The following is a 16,720-nucleotide window of genomic DNA, read 5'->3' as shown; positions in this document are numbered from 1 at the left end:
CTGCTGATAAAAAAAGCCCTGCTATCGCCAGCAGGGCTTTTTCGTTTCTGCGCCTGGCAATACAAATCCCCTGTGGGAGCGGGCTTGCTCCGGGCGGCGCTCCGACGAAGGCGGCTTCACACTCAACGATGATGTTGACTGACCCACCGCTTTCGCGAGCAAGCCCGCTCCCACATTAGATCTTTACTGACGGACCAGACGATGGTTCGGCAGTTGCACCTCTTCAGTGCTGCGATACGGGTTGATATCCAGCCCGCCACGGCGCACATAACGCGCATACACCGTCAGTTTCTCCGGCTTGAGCAACCGCTGCAGGTCGAGGAATATCCGCTCCACACACTGCTCGTGGAAGTCCGAGTGCTGGCGGAAGCTGACGATGTATTCCAGCAGGCTCGCGTGATCCAGCGCCGAGCCACGGTACTCCACCGCCACGCTGCCCCAGTCCGGCTGGCTGGTGACCGGGCAGTTGGACTTGAGCAAATGGCTGTGCACGCTCTCCTCGACAATGCGCGAATCATCGCAACGCAGCAGTTCCGGCCGTGGATGCTCGTAGTTGCTGACGCTGATATCCAGCTCATCGATGCACACGCCCGGCAAGGCCACGACGCCTTCGTTCTCGACATCCTTGAGGCTGCGAATACGCACGCCCACCGGCTTGCCGGCAGCCGCCGACAAATCCTTGGCCAGCGTCGCCTCAAGGCTCGCGGTATCGGCGAACGGCGTCTGGTTCAAGGAGTTGAGGTACAGCTTGAACGACTTCGACTCGATGATGTTCGGCGAATCCGCCGGGATGCTGAATTCGCCGATCGCCACCACCGGCTTGCCCGAAGGCAGCAGCCAGGACAGCTCGAAGCAGTTCCAGAAGTCCACGCCTTTGTACGGCAGGGTTTGCGCCGTCAGGCCCAGTTCCGCCCATTTCGCGGTGCGCGGGATCGGGAACAGCAAGGACGGCGTGTAGGTGGCGATGTATTCGCTGGACTTGCCCAGCGGCGAATGTTCGGCTGCGGGATGCATGACGGAAACCTGACTGAAGAATCAGCGGATTCTATCAGCCTTTGCTCCCGCCTTTGAGTGCTTACTGACTGACAGTCAATTTGCCGACCATGCCGGCTTGATAATGACCGGGAATGTTGCAGGCAAATTCAAGACTGGTGGCCTTGCTGAAGGTCCAGGTCAGCTCGGCGGTCTTGCCTGGCTCCACCAGCACGCTGTTGGGGTCGTCATGCTTCATGCCGTGGTCCATTTTGCCGTGATCCATGTCGGCCATGTTGCCGTGGTCCATTGCTTTCATGCCGGTGGGCGTCAGCATGCCGCTCTGTTGCATCTGCAGCATTTCCTGCTGGTGTTTGGCGTGCATCGCCGCATCCCCCAGGTTGAGCTCATGCAACAACTGGCCTTTATTGACCAGCACGAAGCGCACGGTTTCCCCGGCCTTGATGTCGATGGCCCGCGGCGTGAAGGACATGTCCTCCATCACCACCTCGATGCTACGGGTCGCCTTGGCCGCCGGGGCCGGCTGACCGAAATCGAAGGTATGCCCGGCGTCCGCCCACACCGGCGAACTCAGCGCCAGCAAACACAGGATTTGCGCCACGGTTTTGTGTAAAAACATCGTCATACTCCAACAAGATAAGGCTCAGCATGGGCAAAACTCTAAACTGCTGCCACTGCCCGTAACCTGACAGCCAGATTACAACTTTGTCAGGTTGCCCTGTGCCAATGCTGCCCACGGTATAAAGCGTTCGTTCCACTTGCCAAGAGTCGCCCATGAAACTGCTGATCGTCGAAGACCAACCGAAAACCGGCCATTACCTGCGCCAGGGCCTGGCCGAGGCCGGGTTCAACACCGAACTGGTGGCCGACGGCAACACTGGCCAGCAATTGGCCCTCAGCGGCGAATATGCCCTGCTGATTCTCGATGTGATGCTGCCAGGTCGTGATGGCTGGCAGATCCTGCAAGCGGTGCGCAGCGCCGGCCTGGACACGCCGGTACTTTTCCTGACCGCCCGTGACGCCGTGGAAGACAGGGTTCACGGCCTCGAACTGGGCGCCGATGACTATCTGGTCAAGCCGTTTGCCTTCTCCGAACTGCTGGCCAGGGTTCGCAGCCTGTTGCGCCGCGGCAGCGCCACGCCGCAGGAAACCAACCTGCAACTGGCCGACTTGCGCCTGGACCTGATCCGGCGCCGGGTCGAACGCAGCGGCCAGCGCATCGACCTGACCGCCAAGGAGTTCGCCCTGCTGGAAATGCTCCTGCGCCGCCAGGGCGAAGTCCTGCCCAAGTCGCTGATTGCGTCCCAGGTGTGGGACATGAATTTCGACAGCGACACCAATGTCATCGAAGTGGCGATCCGTCGCCTGCGCCTGAAGATCGACGATGAATTCCCCAACAAGCTGATTCATACCGTGCGCGGCATGGGCTATGTCCTTGAAGAGCGCCCGGCCTGATGCGCCGCCTCTCCTTGAGCAGCCGCCTGGCGCTGCTGTTTGCCGCGTGCACCGCCGTGGTGTCGTTGTTCGCCGGCGTGCTGTTCAGTCGCGCCAGCGAGGCGCACTTCGTTGAGCTCGACCAGCAATTGCTGGACGGCAAGCTGATTGGCTTGCGTCGGGCCCTGCACGACCTTCAGTCGAGTGACAGCGAGGTGAAACTGGCCGAAGAACTGAGCCGGCAGGCGGACCTGTCCCTGCGAATCACCGGCAGCGACGGCCAGCATTGGTATGACAGCTCGGCCAACATTCCCCAGGCACTGCCGCGCCAGCCCGGGTTATCGACGGTGAGCCATGAGGGCATGGATTACCGCGTCCTGAATGCGCCGCTTTTCGCCGACAAACCCGACTCACCGCAACTGACGTTGCTGCTGGACATCACCCACCACCAGCACTTCCTGCAACGCATGCAGCATCTGATCTGGCTGACCGTCGGCCTGTCAGCCCTGGCCACCGCACTGCTGGGCGCCTGGGCGGCACGCAGCGGCTTGCGCCCGTTGCGGCGGATCAGCGCGGTGGCCAGCGGTGTTTCCGCGCAATCGCTGAACGCGCGGTTGCCTGAGGAAAACATGCCGCCGGAACTGGCGGAAATGTCCCACAACTTCAACGCCATGCTCGGACGCCTGGACGACTCGTTTCAGCGGCTGTCGGCCTTTTCCGCCGACATTGCCCATGAACTGCGCACGCCACTGTCGAACCTGCTGACCCATACCCAGGTCACCCTCACCCGCCCTCGCCCCATCGAGGATTACCGCGAAGCCCTGCACAGCAACCTCGAAGAGCTGCAATGGATGGCGCAGTTGGTCAACGACATGCTCTACCTGGCGAAAGCCGATCACGGGTTGTTAATGCCCAAATGCGAGCCACTGGAACTGGCGGAGGAAGCGGATCTGTTGCTGGAGTTCTTTGCGCCATTGGCCGAAGACGCGCAGGTAAAACTGAGTCGTGACGGCAATGCCCGCATCGAAGGTGACCGCAGCATGTTGCGGCGGGCGCTGTCGAACCTGCTGGACAACGCACTGCGCTTTACGCCGGCCGATGGTGAGGTTCGGGTGCGAATCGTCGATCAGCCAAAACAGTTGCGCCTGACCGTTGAAAACACGGGCCAACAGATTTCCAAAGATTTATTGCCGCGCCTGTTTGACCGGTTTTACCGGGCCGATCCTGCGCGTCGTGAGGGCAGTAGCGAACATGCGGGACTGGGACTGGCGATTACCCAGTCGATCATCCGCGCCCATGGCGGGCAGATTCGTTGTGAATCGGAGAATGGGTGGACGCGGTTTGTGATCGAGTTGCCAAGGGAAGATTAAGGCCAACAGAACCGGCCCCTTCGCGGGCAAGCCCGCTCCCACAGTAATCGAGTTGAACCACGATTTCGTGAACGACATCGGACACTGTGGGAGCGGGCTTGCCCGCGAAGCGGTGTAACTGATTACGAATACCGAAGAGCGTGAGCCGGCTCGATCTTCGCCGCCCGCCATGCCGGGTACACAGTCGCCAAAAAGCTCAGGATAAACCCGGCAGAGCAAATCAACGCCACATCCGCGCCCTGCAGTTCAGACGGCAGGTTGCTGACGAAATACACGTCGGAACTGAAGATGTGCTGCCCGCTGACCCGCTCGATCCAGCCCACGATCTGGCTGACGTTCAGCGCTGCAATCACGCCCAACACACCGCCAATCAGGGTGCCGACGATGCCGATCACCGTGCCCTGCACCACGAAGATCGCCATGATCTGCCGGGGCGTGGCGCCGATGGTGCGCAGGATCGCGATGTCCGCGCCCTTGTCGTTCACCACCATGATCAGGGTCGCGATGATGTTGAACGCCGCCACCGCGACGATCATCAGCAACAGCAGGCCGATCATGGTTTTTTCCATCTTCATCGCGCTGAACAGGCTGCCCTGGGTGTGGGTCCAGTCGTCAGCCTTGTAGGCGGCGCCCAGCCCCGTGGCGATGTCGTTCGAGACTTGCGGCGCGGCATACAGGTCCTTCACCGCCAGGCGCACGCTCTGCACCTGATTCGGCTCCCAGTGTTGCATCTGCGCGGCATCGGCCATGTGGATCAGCGCCATGGTGCCGTCCAGTTCGGCGCCCACCTTGAACACGCCGACCACGTTCAGCCGTTGCATGCGCGGGGTGATGCCGCCCGGCGCATTGCTGACTTCCGGCACGATCAGGGTGATCTTGTCACCGACATTCAAGCGGAAACGGCGCGCCGTGATCTCACCGATCACCACGCCGAACTCGCCCGGCTTCAGGGCTTCGAGGCTGCCCTGAACGATGTGCTTGGCAACGATCGACACCTGGCCTTCCAGCGCCGGGTCGACACCGCTGACCTGGATCGGCTGCATCGTGCCCTTGTAGGACAGCATGCCCTCCATCTCGGTGAACGGCACCGCCGCCGTCACTTGCGGGTTTTTCATCGCGGCCGCCGCCACGGGCTTCCAGTCATCAATCGGATTGACGCCGACGATGGTGGCGTGGGGCACCATGCCGAGGATGCGCGAGCTCATTTCGCGCTGGAAGCCGTTCATCACCGACAGCACCACGATCATCGCCAGCACGCCGAGGGCGAGGCCGATCATCGAGGTCATCGAGATGAAGGAAACAAAGCGATTGCGGCGCTTGGCGCGGGTATAGCGCGTGCCGATAAAGATCGATAACGGTCTGAACATTCGCTGGGGCACCGTATGGAAATAAATGACCCGACGCCTTTTCAGGCATCGGGTTTAAGCCAATCAGATGGGAGTCAGGCAACCTTCCTGCAGGTGCAGGACGCGATCCATCTGGCGGGCCAGGTTCATGTCGTGGGTCACCACCAGGAACGCCGTGCGCATCGAGGTGCTGAGCTCCAGCATCAAGTCCTGGATCCCCTGGGCGGTGTGGGAATCGAGGTTGCCGGTCGGCTCGTCGAGCATCACCAGGCCCGGATTGTTCACCAGGGCGCGAGCGATGGCCACGCGCTGGCGCTCACCACCGGACAATTCGGCCGGTTTATGCTCCAGGCGATGGCCCAGCCCTACCCGCTCCAGTAACGCCGTGGCACGCTGGCGCGCTTCGGGGATCGCGGTCTTGCCGATCAGCAGCGGCATGCAGACGTTCTCCAGGGCGGTGAATTCCGGCAGCAGGTGGTGGAACTGGTACACGAAGCCGAGGGCGCGATTGCGCAGCAGGCCGCGTTTCTTCTCGCTCAGCGCCGACAGTTCTTCACCGTCGAGCCAGACGCTGCCCTTGGTCGGGGTATCGAGGCCGCCCAGCAGGTTGAGCAAGGTACTTTTGCCCGAGCCTGACTTGCCGACAATCGCCACACGCTCTCCCGGGTGCAACTCCAGTTGCAGGCCGGCCAACACTTCCACCGATTCCGGGCCTTCCTCGTAGGACTTGCCCAGGCTGCGGCAGCTCAAGATTGCTTTATCACTCATGCCCGACTCACTCATAACGTAGCGCCTCCGCAGGCTGGGTGCGCGCGGCACGCCAGGCTGGATACAGGGTGGCGAGGAAACTCAGGACCAACGCCGCGGAGCAGACCATCACAACATCCTGGCTCTGCACCTGCGACGGCAGGTAATCGATGAAGTACACGTCGGCGTTGAGGAACTTGTGCCCGATCAGGCCTTCTAGGGCCGAGATCGCGGCGCTGACGTTCAGCGCGGCGAAGATCCCGACCACGGCGCCGATTGCGGTGCCGACCACGCCAATGACGGTGCCTTGCACCATGAACGTGCGCATGATCGTGCCCGGCGTGGCGCCCAGTGTGCGCAGGATCGCGATGTCGCCCTTCTTGTCGTTCACCACCATCACCAGCGTGGAAATGATGTTGAAGGCGGCGACGGCAACGATCAGCAGCAGCAACAGGCCAATCATGGCTTTTTCCATGCGGATTGCCTGGTACAGGTTACCGTGGGTACGGGTCCAGTCGCGGGCGTAGAAGCGGTCTTCGCCGAGATCGCGGGCGATGCTCCACGCGGTGCGCGGTGCCTGGAACAGGTCGTCGAACTTCAGGCGCAGGCCCTGGACCTGATCCGGTTTCCAGCGGTGCAGCCGGGCCAGATCCTGCAGGTTGGTGACGCCAAGATAGCCATCGAGTTCACCGGCGCCGACATGGAAGATGCCGACCACGGTAAAGCGCTTCATGCGCGGGAACATCCCGGCCGGGGTCACGGTGACTTCCGGCGCGACGAAGGTCAGCTTGTCGCCAATCGCGGCCCCGAGCTTGGCCGCGGCCTTGTCACCGATGACGATGCCGAACTCACCCGGCACCAGGTCGTCGAGTTTTCCCTGGGTCATGAATTGATCGATGATCGACACTTGGCGCTCTTGCACCGGGTCAATGGCATTGAGCAGGACCTTCGAGACCTTGCCGTTGTTGGTCAGCAAACCCTGCATTTGCGTAAACGGCGCCACGGCCGTCACCTGCGGGTTCTGCTTGACCTTCGCGGCCAGGCTTTGCCAATCGCTGATGGCCTCGCCGGACTCGATGGTCGCGTGGGGCACCATGCCCAGCACGCGGGTGCGCATTTCATGATCGAAGCCGTTCATCACCGACAACACCACGATCATCACGACCACGCCAAGGGCGAGCCCGATCATCGAAGTCAGGGAAATGAATGACACAAAATGATTGCGACGCTTTGCACGGGTGTAACGCGTGCCGATAAATACGAAGAGAGGTCTGAACATGTCGGGGCTTGTTCGGAGGGAAAAGGAACGTCCTTGTGGCGGGGGTCGATAACCAGCTTTACACTCAGACCACCGCCGCTACCATGGGTTCGCCATGTCGACATTAGATGAAGAAGATCGCCGCGAATACTACCGTATCGAGGATACGATCGCACTGGAAATTCGGCCCCTGTCCGCTTCTGAAGCCACAGGCCAGGAAGTGTTGCAGGATGCTTCCCCACTCTTCAACTTGCTCAGCGAACTGCACCTGAGCGAATTCGAGTCGCAACACCTGTTGCGCCAGATCAGCGAACGCGACCGCAACCTCGCGGCGTTCCTCAAATCCCAGAACAAACGCATCGACCTGCTGAGCCAGGTGATCGCCATCACCGTGCTCGGGCAGATCGGCGAACCGCAGCCGGTGATCCTCTCCGAAGGCGGCATCGACTTTCAGCATCCATCGCCCCTTGCCGCCGGCGCACGCCTGTCGGTCAAACTGGTGCTGATGCCGCAAGCCCTGGGCCTGCTGCTGCGCGCCCGCGTCACCCATTGCGACCGCAAGGACGACGGCTATGACGTCGGTACCGAGTTCGAACACCTGACCGACGCCCAACGCCAACTGCTGGCCCGCCACATCTTGCAGAAGCAGGCCCAGGAACGACGCCTGGCCCGCGACCAACTAGAATCAGGCAATTAATTTAAGGAAGAACCGTGACCCTCATCTACGGCCATCGCGGCGCCAAGGGCGAAGCACCGGAAAACACCCTGACCAGCTTTCAGGAATGTCTCAAGCACGGCGTGCGTCGCTGCGAACTGGACCTGCACCTGTCCATGGACGGCGAGCTGATGGTCATCCACGACCCGACCCTCAAGCGCACCACTGACCGTCGCGGCAAGGTCGTCGAACACACGGCGGCCGAGTTGGTGACGTATGACGCACGCAAGGGTGGCCCGGGCTGGATCAAGCCGTGCCCGATTCCGACGCTGGAACAACTGTTCGAGAAATGCGACTTCGATCACTGGCAGCTGGAAGTCAAAAGCGCATCGAGGATGCGTGCCGCGACCACCGTGCTGGCAATCCGTGAAATGGCGCAGCGTCATGGCCTGATGGACAAGGTGACCATCACTTCGAGTTCCCGTGAAGTGCTCAAGGCTGCGCTGGAACTGGTGCCGGACGTGTCCCGCGGGCTGGTGGCCGAGTATGCCTGGCTCGACCCGCTGAAGGTCGCGGCCAGCTATGGCTGTGAGATTCTGGCGCTGAACTGGACCCTGTGCACGCCGGAACGCCTGCAAAAGGCGCAGCGTCAGGGGCTGCATGTGTCGGTATGGACCGTCAACGAGCCCGCGCTGATGCGCAGACTCGCCGACTTCGGCGTTGACAGCCTGATTACAGACTTTCCCGGTTTGGCCACTGCCACGCTCGAGAATTGCTGAAATCGGTCTCCCCGGCCGGCTCAGGCCACCGGCCGGAGCCCGTCAAAAAAGCCGGTTGAGGCCGTCGTACGCAGCTACCCGATAGGCTTCGGCCATGGTCGGGTAGTTGAACGTGGTGTTGACGAAGTACTTCAGCGTATTCAGTTCACCCGGCTGGTTCATGATCGCCTGACCGATGTGCACGATCTCCGACGCCTGATAACCGAAGCAGTGAACGCCCAGCACTTCCAGGGTTTCACGGTGGAACAGGATCTTCAGCATGCCTTGCGGCTCGCCGGCGATCTGCGCCCGCGCCATGCTCTTGAAGAACGCCTTGCCCACTTCGTACGGCACCTTGGCCTGGGTCAGCTCCTGCTCGTTCTTGCCGATCGAGCTGATCTCCGGAATGGTGTAGATGCCGGTCGGCACGTCATTCACAAATCGCCAGCTGCCGTTATCGACGATGCTGCCGGCGGCCGAGCGGCCCTGGTCGTGGGCGGCACTGGCCAGGCTCGGCCAGCCGATCACGTCGCCTGCACCGTAGATGTTCGGCACGCAGGTACGGTACGCCTCGTCGACTTCGATCTGGCCACGGCTGTTGACCTTGACGCCGATGTTCTCCAGACCGAGCTGATCGGTGTTGCCGGTACGGCCGTTGCACCAGAGCAAGGCGTCAGCCTTGATCTTCTTGCCGGACTTCAGATGCAGGATCACGCCATTGTCCACGCCTTCGACGCGGTCGTAGTCTTCGTTGTGGCGAACCGTGATGTTGTTGTTGCTGAAGTGATAGCTCAACGCCTGGGAGATTTCCGAGTCGAGGAAGCTCAGCAACTGGCCACGGTTATCCACCAGTTCGACCAATACGCCCAGGCCACTGAAGATCGAAGCGTATTCGCAACCGATCACGCCAGCGCCGTAAACGATGAGTTTACGCGGGGTGTGGCCGAGGCTGAGGATGGTGTCGCTATCGTAGATACGCGGGTGGTGGAAATCGATGTCCGCCGGGCGATAAGGACGCGAACCGGTGGCGATGATGATGTGCTTGGCCACCAGTTTCTCGACCACGCCGTTGGCGCAGACCACTTCGATGGTTTGCTCGTCGGCGAAGCTGCCGGTGCCGAAGAACACGTCGACGCGGTTGCGGGCGTAGTAGCCGGTACGCGAGGCGACCTGTTTGGAGATGACTTTCTCGGCGCTTTTCAACACGTCCGGGAACGAGAACCAGCGCGGCTCACCAATGGCCCGGAACATCGGGTTGGTGTTGAATTGCATGATCTGCCGCACCGAGTGACGCAGTGCCTTGGACGGGATGGTGCCCAAGTGAGTGCAGTTGCCGCCGACCTGGCGACGGCTATCGACCATCGCCACCTTGCGCCCTGCCTTGGCGGCGTTCATTGCCGCGCCTTCCCCTGCCGGGCCGGAACCCAACACCACCACGTCGTAGTTGTAGACAGCCATGCGTACTCCTCAGAACAGGCCGCGGCACCCTCGGCACCTGCGGCTAAATCACGCCAATGCGTGGCATGAAGGAACAATTTGGGGCCAGTGCAGAACCCGGACACAGTCTATAGAAGCGTCAACGCCGCGCACATTAACCCTTGGTCGCGTCGTAGGCTACTTTTGCCTGCGCTACAACGCCAGTTTTCAATGCTCAAATCGCCGAAATCATTCGGTTTTTTTGCCACTGAGGCGCTCAAAAGCGTGACTGCTGCGTGTGACGAAACCTGTATCGGCACGAATCACAAAAAATGCGCCGATATCGTGTTTTTCTGCGTAGTCCCAACCGCGCTCCGGGCCGAGAATCAGCAACAGCGTCGATAAGCCATCGGCCATCAACGCGGAAGGATGAATCACTGTGACGGACGCCAGTGTGTGTGAGACCGGCGCACCAGTGCGGGCATCGAAGGTGTGGGAAAAGCGCTGGCCGTCCTGCTCGAAATAATTGCGGTAGTCGCCGGAAGTGGACAGGCCATAGCCGTCGACGACAATGACCCGATCGGCCACCTGCCGGTCATCCCGCGGCTCTTCCAGGGCAATGCGCCATGGCGAACCGTCAGCTTTCTTACCGGAGGCCTTGAGCTCGCCCGTAGCCTCGGCGAGGTAGTCGTGGATGCCCATCGTCTCGAGTCTTGCGGCAATCGTGTCCACCGCATAACCGGCGGCGATGCTGTTGAAGTCGACCTCCACGGCGGCGTCCTTGCACAACCGGTCGCCCTCGATACGCAAGTGTTCATGGCCGACGCGCTTGCGGGCTTCGGCGAGGGCTTCGGTGGTCGGGACTTTCTCCCCACGGGCCTGCGGACCAAATCCCCAGAGATTGAGCAACGGCTCCACCGTCAGATCGTAGGAACCGTCGCTTTGCACTGACAGCTGCTCGCCCACGCGGACCAATTCGAGGATCGATGCCGGCATCGCCTGACAGCGGTTGGCCGGCAATGCATTGAAGCGCTCAATGTCCGAGTCACTGCGGTACGTGGACATTTGCCGGTCAATGTCAGCGAGGATCTGCTCAACCTGGACGCGGACCACGTCCGGCGCCGGAAGACCGGCATGGCGTACATACTTGATCGAATAAGTGCTGCCCATGGTCGGGCCGCCAAAGCTTTCGAGGGCGTCGCCGTTACCACAGCCTGATAGTGCGCCGAGCAGCAAAAATGCCACCCCCTGCCACCTGATCAACAATTCCCGAGCTCCCCGAAACATCCCCTGACACGCCGCCAGGGCCAGCCATTATGCGATAGAACTGTGGGAGCGGGCTTGGTCCGGGCGGCGATCCGACGAAGAGGCCAGCCCGAACAACACATCCTCACCAGACAAAAGCAGCACAAACAAAAACGCCCCGACCAAGGCCGGGGCGTTTCATGTGCAGCTAAAGGCTTAGCGCGGGAATGCTGGCGGGTTTACACCGGCCATGTCTTCCATCACGCGAACCACCTGGCAGCTGTAACCGAACTCGTTGTCGTACCAGACGTACAGAACAACGCGGTTATCCTGGGTGATGGTCGCTTCAGCGTCCACTACGCCTGCGTGGCGCGAGCCAACGAAGTCGGTGGAAACCACTTCCTGGGAGCTCACGTAGTCGATCTGCTTGTGCAGGTCCGAGTGCATGGCCATCTGGCGCAGGTACTCGTTGATCTCTTCGCGAGTGGTGGCCTTTTCCAGGTTCAGGTTCAGGATGGCCATCGACACGTTCGGCGTAGGAACGCGAATCGCGTTGCCGGTCAGCTTGCCCTTGAGCACTGGCAGCGCCTTGGCGGCTGCGGTGGCGGCACCGGTCTCGGTGATAACCATGTTCAGCGGCGCGGCGCGGCCACGACGGCTGCCCTTGTGGAAGTTGTCGATCAGGTTCTGGTCGTTGGTGAACGAGTGAACGGTTTCGACGTGGCCGTTGACGATGCCGTACTTGTCGTTGACTGCCTTTAGCACCGGCACGATGGCGTTGGTGGTGCAGGAAGCCGCCGAGATGATCTTGTCGTCAGGGGTGATTTCGCCATGGTTGATGCCATGCACGATATTCTTCAGCGCGCCCTTGCCAGGTGCGGTGAGGATCACGCGGGCAGCGCCCGGGCAGGCCAGGTGCTGGCCCAGGCCGTCAGCGTCACGCCATACACCGGTGTTGTCGACGATCAGGGCGTTTTCGATGCCGTACTGGGTGTAGTCGACTTCGGCCGGGCTCTTGGCGTAGATAACCTGGATCAGGTTGCCGTTGGCGGTGATGGTGTTGTTGGCTTCATCGATGGTGATGGTGCCATCGAACGGACCATGGACCGAGTCGCGGCGCAGCAGGCTGGCACGCTTGACCAGGTCGTTCTCGGCGCCCTTGCGGACAACGATGGCGCGCAGGCGCAGGCCGTCGCCGCCACCGGTTTTCTCGATCAGGATGCGCGCCAGCAGACGGCCGATACGACCGAAGCCGTAGAGGACAACGTCGGTGCCTTTGCGGGCCGATGCGTTTTGCTGGCCAACCACGTCAGCCAGTTCTTCACGGACGAACTGCTCGGCAGTACGGCCATTGCCTTCGGCCTTGAACTTGGCCGCCAGCTTGCCCAGGTCCACCGAAGCGGCGCCGAGCTTGAGTTCGCTCATCGCCTTGATCAGCGGGAATGTTTCGTGGACGGACAGCTCGCTTTCGTCGGACTGACGGTGACGAGCAAAGCGGTGAGCTTTGAGAATCGCAATGACTGAACGATTGATCAGGCTGCGGCCATAGATCGAGCTCACCACGTTGTTATTGCGGTAGAGCTGACCGATAAGCGGAATCATCGCTTCTGCGAGTGCTTCACGGTCGATCCATTCACCAAGACACTGGTCGGGCTTCTGAGTCACGGGAACCTTCCACATGTAGGGGCAGAAAAAAGGGGCTACATTATGCCGCCGAGTGACAGCGGTAGCAATGCGCGCCCGTCGTGCTTTACGTAACAATTCGTCGTTCAAAAAAATTACGCCCCGCGCAAACCCAATAAAACCGGGGCTTTCAGCGCAGTCAATTTTTTGGAGGCCGCGCGTCGTTATCCGTAACCCTCCGTAACACTCGTTGTTTTTGCCACTACATATTCAATAATTCATGGCAAAAAAACGCCGGATTTTGTCTTTACCACTACATTTCACCAAACCCGTGCTTTAGACACAGTCAGCAACTGACAGGCGGCATCGTTGACCGCTACAATTGCCGACTTTGTCGCAACGCTTGGAGCTCAACCTTCCGTGCCCGTTCTGCGTCTACCGCTTCTCCCTGCCGCGGCAGGTAAACAGCACTGGGGCAACCTGCCCGGTGCCGCCCTGAGCCTGGCCATCGCCGAGGCCGCCAGCGCTGCCAAGCGCTTTACCCTGCTGCTGACCGCCGACAGCCAAAGTGCCGAACGGCTGGAACAGGAGCTGGGTTTCTTCGCCCCGGATTTGCCCGTATTGCACTTTCCGGACTGGGAAACCCTGCCCTACGACCTGTTCTCGCCGCACCAGGACATCATTTCCCAGCGCATCGCCAGCCTGTACCGGCTGCCGGAACTGAGCCATGGCGTGCTGGTGGTGCCGATCACGACCGCCCTGCATCGCCTCGCGCCGACCAAATTCCTGCTCGGCAGCAGCCTGGTGCTGGACATCGGCCAGAAGCTCGACGTCGAGCAAATGCGCACCCGGCTTGAAGCCACGGGCTATCGCTACGTCGATACGGTGTATGAGCACGGCGAGTTCACCGTTCGCGGCTCGCTGATCGATCTGTTCCCGATGGGCAGCAAACTGCCGTATCGCATCGACCTGTTCGACGACGAAATCGAAACCCTGCGCACCTTCGACCCGGAGAACCAGCGCTCGATCGACAAGGTTGATTCGGTCAAGCTGTTGCCGGCCAAGGAATTCCCGCTGCAAAAAGAAGCGGTCACTCGCTTCAAGGCGCGCTTTCGCGAGCGCTTCGATGTCGATTTCCGCCGCTGCCCGATTTTCCAGGATTTGAGCAGCGGGATTACCCCGGCCGGCATCGAGTACTACCTGCCGCTGTTCTTCGAAGAAACCTCGACGCTGTTCGATTACCTGCCCCAGGACACCCAAGTGTTCTCGCTGCCCGGCATCGAACAGGCCGCGGAAAACTTCTGGAACGACGTACGCAATCGCTATGAAGAACGCCGCGTCGACCCGTCCCGTCCTTTATTACCGCCCGCCGAACTGTTCCTGCCGGTGGAAGACTGCTTCGCGCGCCTGAAGAACTGGCCGCGCGTGGTGGCCAGTCAACAGGATGTGGAAAGCGGTGGCGGTCGCGAGCGCTTCCCCGCTCGCGAGCTGCCGAACCTGGCCATCGAAGCCAAGGCCACCCAACCGCTGGCGGCACTGGCGGAGTTCCTCGACCAGTTCCCCGGTCGCGTGCTGTTCACCGCCGAATCGGCAGGTCGCCGCGAAGTGTTGCTGGAACTGCTGGAACGCTTGAAGCTGCGACCGAAAACCGTCGACAGCTGGCCGGACTTTGTCGCCGGCAAGGAACGCCTGGCGATCACCATCGCCCCGCTCGACGAAGGCTTGCTGCTCGATGACCCGGCCCTGGCCCTTGTCGCGGAAAGCCCGTTGTTCGGCCAGCGCGTGATGCAGCGCCGTCGCCGCGAAAAGCGCGCCGATGCCAACAACGATGCCGTCATCAAGAACCTCACCGAGCTGCGCGAAGGTGCGCCGGTGGTGCACATCGACCACGGCGTCGGCCGCTACCTGGGCCTGGCGACCCTGGAAATCGACAGCCAGGCCGCTGAATTCCTCGCCCTGGAATACGCCGAAGGCGCCAAGCTTTATGTACCGGTGGCCAACCTGCACCTGATCGCTCGCTACACCGGCAGCGACGATGCCCTGGCCCCACTGCACCGCCTCGGTTCCGAGACCTGGCAGAAAGCCAAGCGCAAAGCCGCCGAACAGGTGCGCGACGTCGCCGCCGAGTTGCTCGACATCTATGCCCGCCGCGCCGCCCGCGAAGGCTACGCTTTCGCCGACCCGAAGGCCGACTACGCCACCTTCAGCGCCGGCTTCCCGTTCGAAGAAACCCCGGACCAGCAAACCACCATCGACGCGGTGCGCGAAGACATGCTTGCGCCCAGGCCGATGGATCGCCTGGTATGTGGCGACGTCGGCTTCGGCAAGACCGAAGTGGCGATGCGCGCCGCGTTCATCGCCGTGCACGGCGGTCGCCAGGTGGCGATCCTGGTGCCGACCACCCTGCTCGCCCAGCAGCACTACAACAGCTTCCGCGACCGCTTTGCCGACTGGCCGGTAACCGTGGAAGTGATGAGCCGCTTCAAGTCGGCCAAGGAAGTGAATGCGGCAGTCGCGGACCTGGCCGAAGGCAAGATCGACATCGTCATCGGCACGCACAAGCTGCTGCAGGACGACGTGAAGATCAAAAACCTTGGCCTGGTGATCATCGACGAGGAACACCGTTTCGGCGTGCGCCAGAAAGAACAGCTCAAGGCCCTGCGCAGCGAAGTCGACATCCTGACCCTGACCGCCACGCCGATCCCGCGCACGCTGAACATGGCGGTGTCGGGCATGCGCGACCTGTCAATCATCGCCACGCCGCCGGCCCGCCGCCTGTCGGTCCGCACCTTCGTCATGGAACAGAACAAGAGCACGGTCAAAGAGGCCTTGCTGCGTGAGTTGCTGCGTGGCGGCCAGGTCTACTACCTGCACAACGACGTGAAGACCATCGAGAAATGCGCCGCCGACCTCGCCGAACTGGTGCCGGAAGCACGGATCGGCATCGGCCACGGGCAGATGCGCGAACGCGAACTCGAACAGGTGATGAGCGACTTCTACCACAAGCGCTTCAACGTGCTGATCGCCTCGACCATCATCGAGACCGGCATCGACGTACCAAGCGCCAACACCATCATCATCGAGCGTGCCGACAAGTTCGGCCTGGCACAGTTGCACCAGTTGCGCGGCCGGGTCGGACGCAGCCACCACCAGGCCTATGCCTACCTGTTGACACCGCCACGCCAGCAAATCACCCCGGACGCGGAAAAGCGCCTGGAAGCGATTGCCAACACCCAGGACCTCGGCGCGGGCTTCGTGCTCGCCACCAACGACCTGGAAATCCGTGGCGCCGGCGAACTGCTCGGCGACGGCCAGAGCGGGCAGATCCAGGCTGTCGGCTTCACGCTGTACATGGAAATGCTCGAGCGCGCGGTGAAGTCGATCCGCAAGGGCGAGCAACCGAACCTCGATCAACCGCTCGGCGGCGGTCCGGAAGTCAACTTGCGGGTACCGGCGTTGATTCCGGAAGACTACCTGCCGGATGTCCATGCCCGCCTGATTCTCTACAAGCGCATTGCCTCGGCCACCGACGAGGACGGCCTCAAGGATTTGCAGGTGGAGATGATCGACCGTTTCGGCCTGTTGCCGGAACCGACCAAGAACCTGATCCGTATCACTGCATTGAAATTGCAGGCCGAGCAACTGGGCATCAAGAAAGTCGATGGCGGCCCCCAGGGCGGTCGCGTCGAGTTCGCCGCACAGACGCCGGTCGACCCGCTGACCCTGATCAAACTGATCCAGAGCCAGCCAAAACGCTACAAATTCGAAGGCGCCACGATGTTCAAGTTCATGGTTCCGATGGAGCGCCCGGAAGAGCGCTTTAATACTGTAGAGGCGCTGTTCGAGCGCCTCGTTCCGAAAACTGCTTGAAGGAC

The 16,720-nt window shown here is 61.4% G+C and carries 13 protein-coding genes; 5 read left to right on the top strand and 8 right to left on the bottom strand.

All coding sequences use genetic code 11. From position 1 onward, the window contains the following. Nucleotides 1–183: 183 nt before the first annotated feature. Entirely contained in the window at nucleotides 184–1,014 is an 831-nt protein-coding gene (gene queF / locus ACMDB8_RS08750) for an NADPH-dependent 7-cyano-7-deazaguanine reductase QueF (protein ID WP_056722027.1), read from the bottom strand. 61 nt (nucleotides 1,015–1,075) lie between these two features. Continuing rightward, nucleotides 1,076–1,612 carry a cupredoxin domain-containing protein gene (locus ACMDB8_RS08745; protein ID WP_409078435.1) on the bottom strand — a complete coding sequence of 179 codons (537 nt, stop codon included), beginning with the start codon at nucleotides 1,610–1,612 and terminating at the stop codon, nucleotides 1,076–1,078. Nucleotides 1,613–1,767: 155 nt separating this feature from the next. On the opposite strand from ACMDB8_RS08745, the gene ACMDB8_RS08740 reads away from it, so the two are divergent. Then, nucleotides 1,768–2,448: a heavy metal response regulator transcription factor gene (locus ACMDB8_RS08740; RefSeq protein ID WP_409078436.1), complete on the top strand. Its 681-nt coding sequence runs from the start codon at nucleotides 1,768–1,770 to the stop codon at nucleotides 2,446–2,448. Next, nucleotides 2,448–3,797: a heavy metal sensor histidine kinase gene (locus tag ACMDB8_RS08735; protein ID WP_409078437.1), complete on the top strand. Its 1,350-nt coding sequence runs from the start codon at nucleotides 2,448–2,450 to the stop codon at nucleotides 3,795–3,797. Before ACMDB8_RS08740 ends, ACMDB8_RS08735 begins: the two co-directional genes overlap by 1 nt. A gap of 122 nt (nucleotides 3,798–3,919) precedes the next feature. Here ACMDB8_RS08735 and ACMDB8_RS08730 read toward each other — a convergent pair whose 3' ends face one another. The 3 genes from ACMDB8_RS08730 to ACMDB8_RS08720 form a co-directional block, all read right to left on the bottom strand. After that, nucleotides 3,920–5,164: a lipoprotein-releasing ABC transporter permease subunit gene (locus ACMDB8_RS08730; RefSeq protein ID WP_409078438.1), complete on the bottom strand. Its 1,245-nt coding sequence runs from the start codon at nucleotides 5,162–5,164 to the stop codon at nucleotides 3,920–3,922. 63 nt (nucleotides 5,165–5,227) lie between these two features. Beyond that, nucleotides 5,228–5,911 (bottom strand): lipoprotein-releasing ABC transporter ATP-binding protein LolD, encoded by a 684-nt coding sequence (gene lolD / locus ACMDB8_RS08725; protein WP_173677889.1) that lies wholly within the window; start codon nucleotides 5,909–5,911, stop codon nucleotides 5,228–5,230. Nucleotides 5,912–5,918: 7 nt separating this feature from the next. Next, nucleotides 5,919–7,169: a lipoprotein-releasing ABC transporter permease subunit gene (locus ACMDB8_RS08720; RefSeq protein ID WP_056722020.1), complete on the bottom strand. Its 1,251-nt coding sequence runs from the start codon at nucleotides 7,167–7,169 to the stop codon at nucleotides 5,919–5,921. A gap of 94 nt (nucleotides 7,170–7,263) precedes the next feature. Between ACMDB8_RS08720 and ACMDB8_RS08715 the strand changes: the two genes are divergently transcribed. Further along, entirely contained in the window at nucleotides 7,264–7,845 is a 582-nt protein-coding gene (locus ACMDB8_RS08715) for a PilZ domain-containing protein (protein ID WP_409078439.1), read from the top strand. Nucleotides 7,846–7,859: 14 nt separating this feature from the next. Then, the gene (locus ACMDB8_RS08710; RefSeq protein WP_056722015.1) at nucleotides 7,860–8,582 is read left to right on the top strand and encodes a glycerophosphodiester phosphodiesterase; all 723 of its coding nucleotides are present in this window, start codon (nucleotides 7,860–7,862) and stop codon (nucleotides 8,580–8,582) included. A 42-nt stretch (nucleotides 8,583–8,624) separates the two neighbouring features. On the opposite strand, the gene sthA is transcribed toward ACMDB8_RS08710, so the two are convergent. From sthA to ACMDB8_RS08695, 3 genes are all read right to left on the bottom strand, one after another. Further along, nucleotides 8,625–10,019, bottom strand: a complete 1,395-nt coding sequence (sthA, locus tag ACMDB8_RS08705) for a Si-specific NAD(P)(+) transhydrogenase (RefSeq protein WP_007984277.1) — start codon at nucleotides 10,017–10,019, stop codon at nucleotides 8,625–8,627. A 207-nt stretch (nucleotides 10,020–10,226) separates the two neighbouring features. Continuing rightward, complete coding sequence (locus ACMDB8_RS08700) at nucleotides 10,227–11,264, bottom strand: FAD:protein FMN transferase (protein ID WP_056722013.1); 1,038 nt, start codon at nucleotides 11,262–11,264, stop codon at nucleotides 10,227–10,229. Nucleotides 11,265–11,438: 174 nt separating this feature from the next. Further along, on the bottom strand, nucleotides 11,439–12,902 hold the full coding sequence (locus ACMDB8_RS08695) for a glyceraldehyde-3-phosphate dehydrogenase (RefSeq protein ID WP_056722011.1): 1,464 nt from the start codon (nucleotides 12,900–12,902) through the stop codon (nucleotides 11,439–11,441). Nucleotides 12,903–13,265: 363 nt separating this feature from the next. On the opposite strand from ACMDB8_RS08695, the gene mfd reads away from it, so the two are divergent. Next, nucleotides 13,266–16,715 carry a transcription-repair coupling factor gene (gene mfd / locus ACMDB8_RS08690; protein WP_056722009.1) on the top strand — a complete coding sequence of 1,150 codons (3,450 nt, stop codon included), beginning with the start codon at nucleotides 13,266–13,268 and terminating at the stop codon, nucleotides 16,713–16,715. Nucleotides 16,716–16,720: the final 5 nt, after the last annotated feature.

The organism is Pseudomonas monachiensis (assembly GCF_047345015.1).
Taxonomy (GTDB): domain Bacteria; phylum Pseudomonadota; class Gammaproteobacteria; order Pseudomonadales; family Pseudomonadaceae; genus Aquipseudomonas; species Aquipseudomonas monachiensis.
Note: the sequence above shows the minus strand (reverse complement) of the source record. Positions and strands in the feature narration are given on the sequence as shown.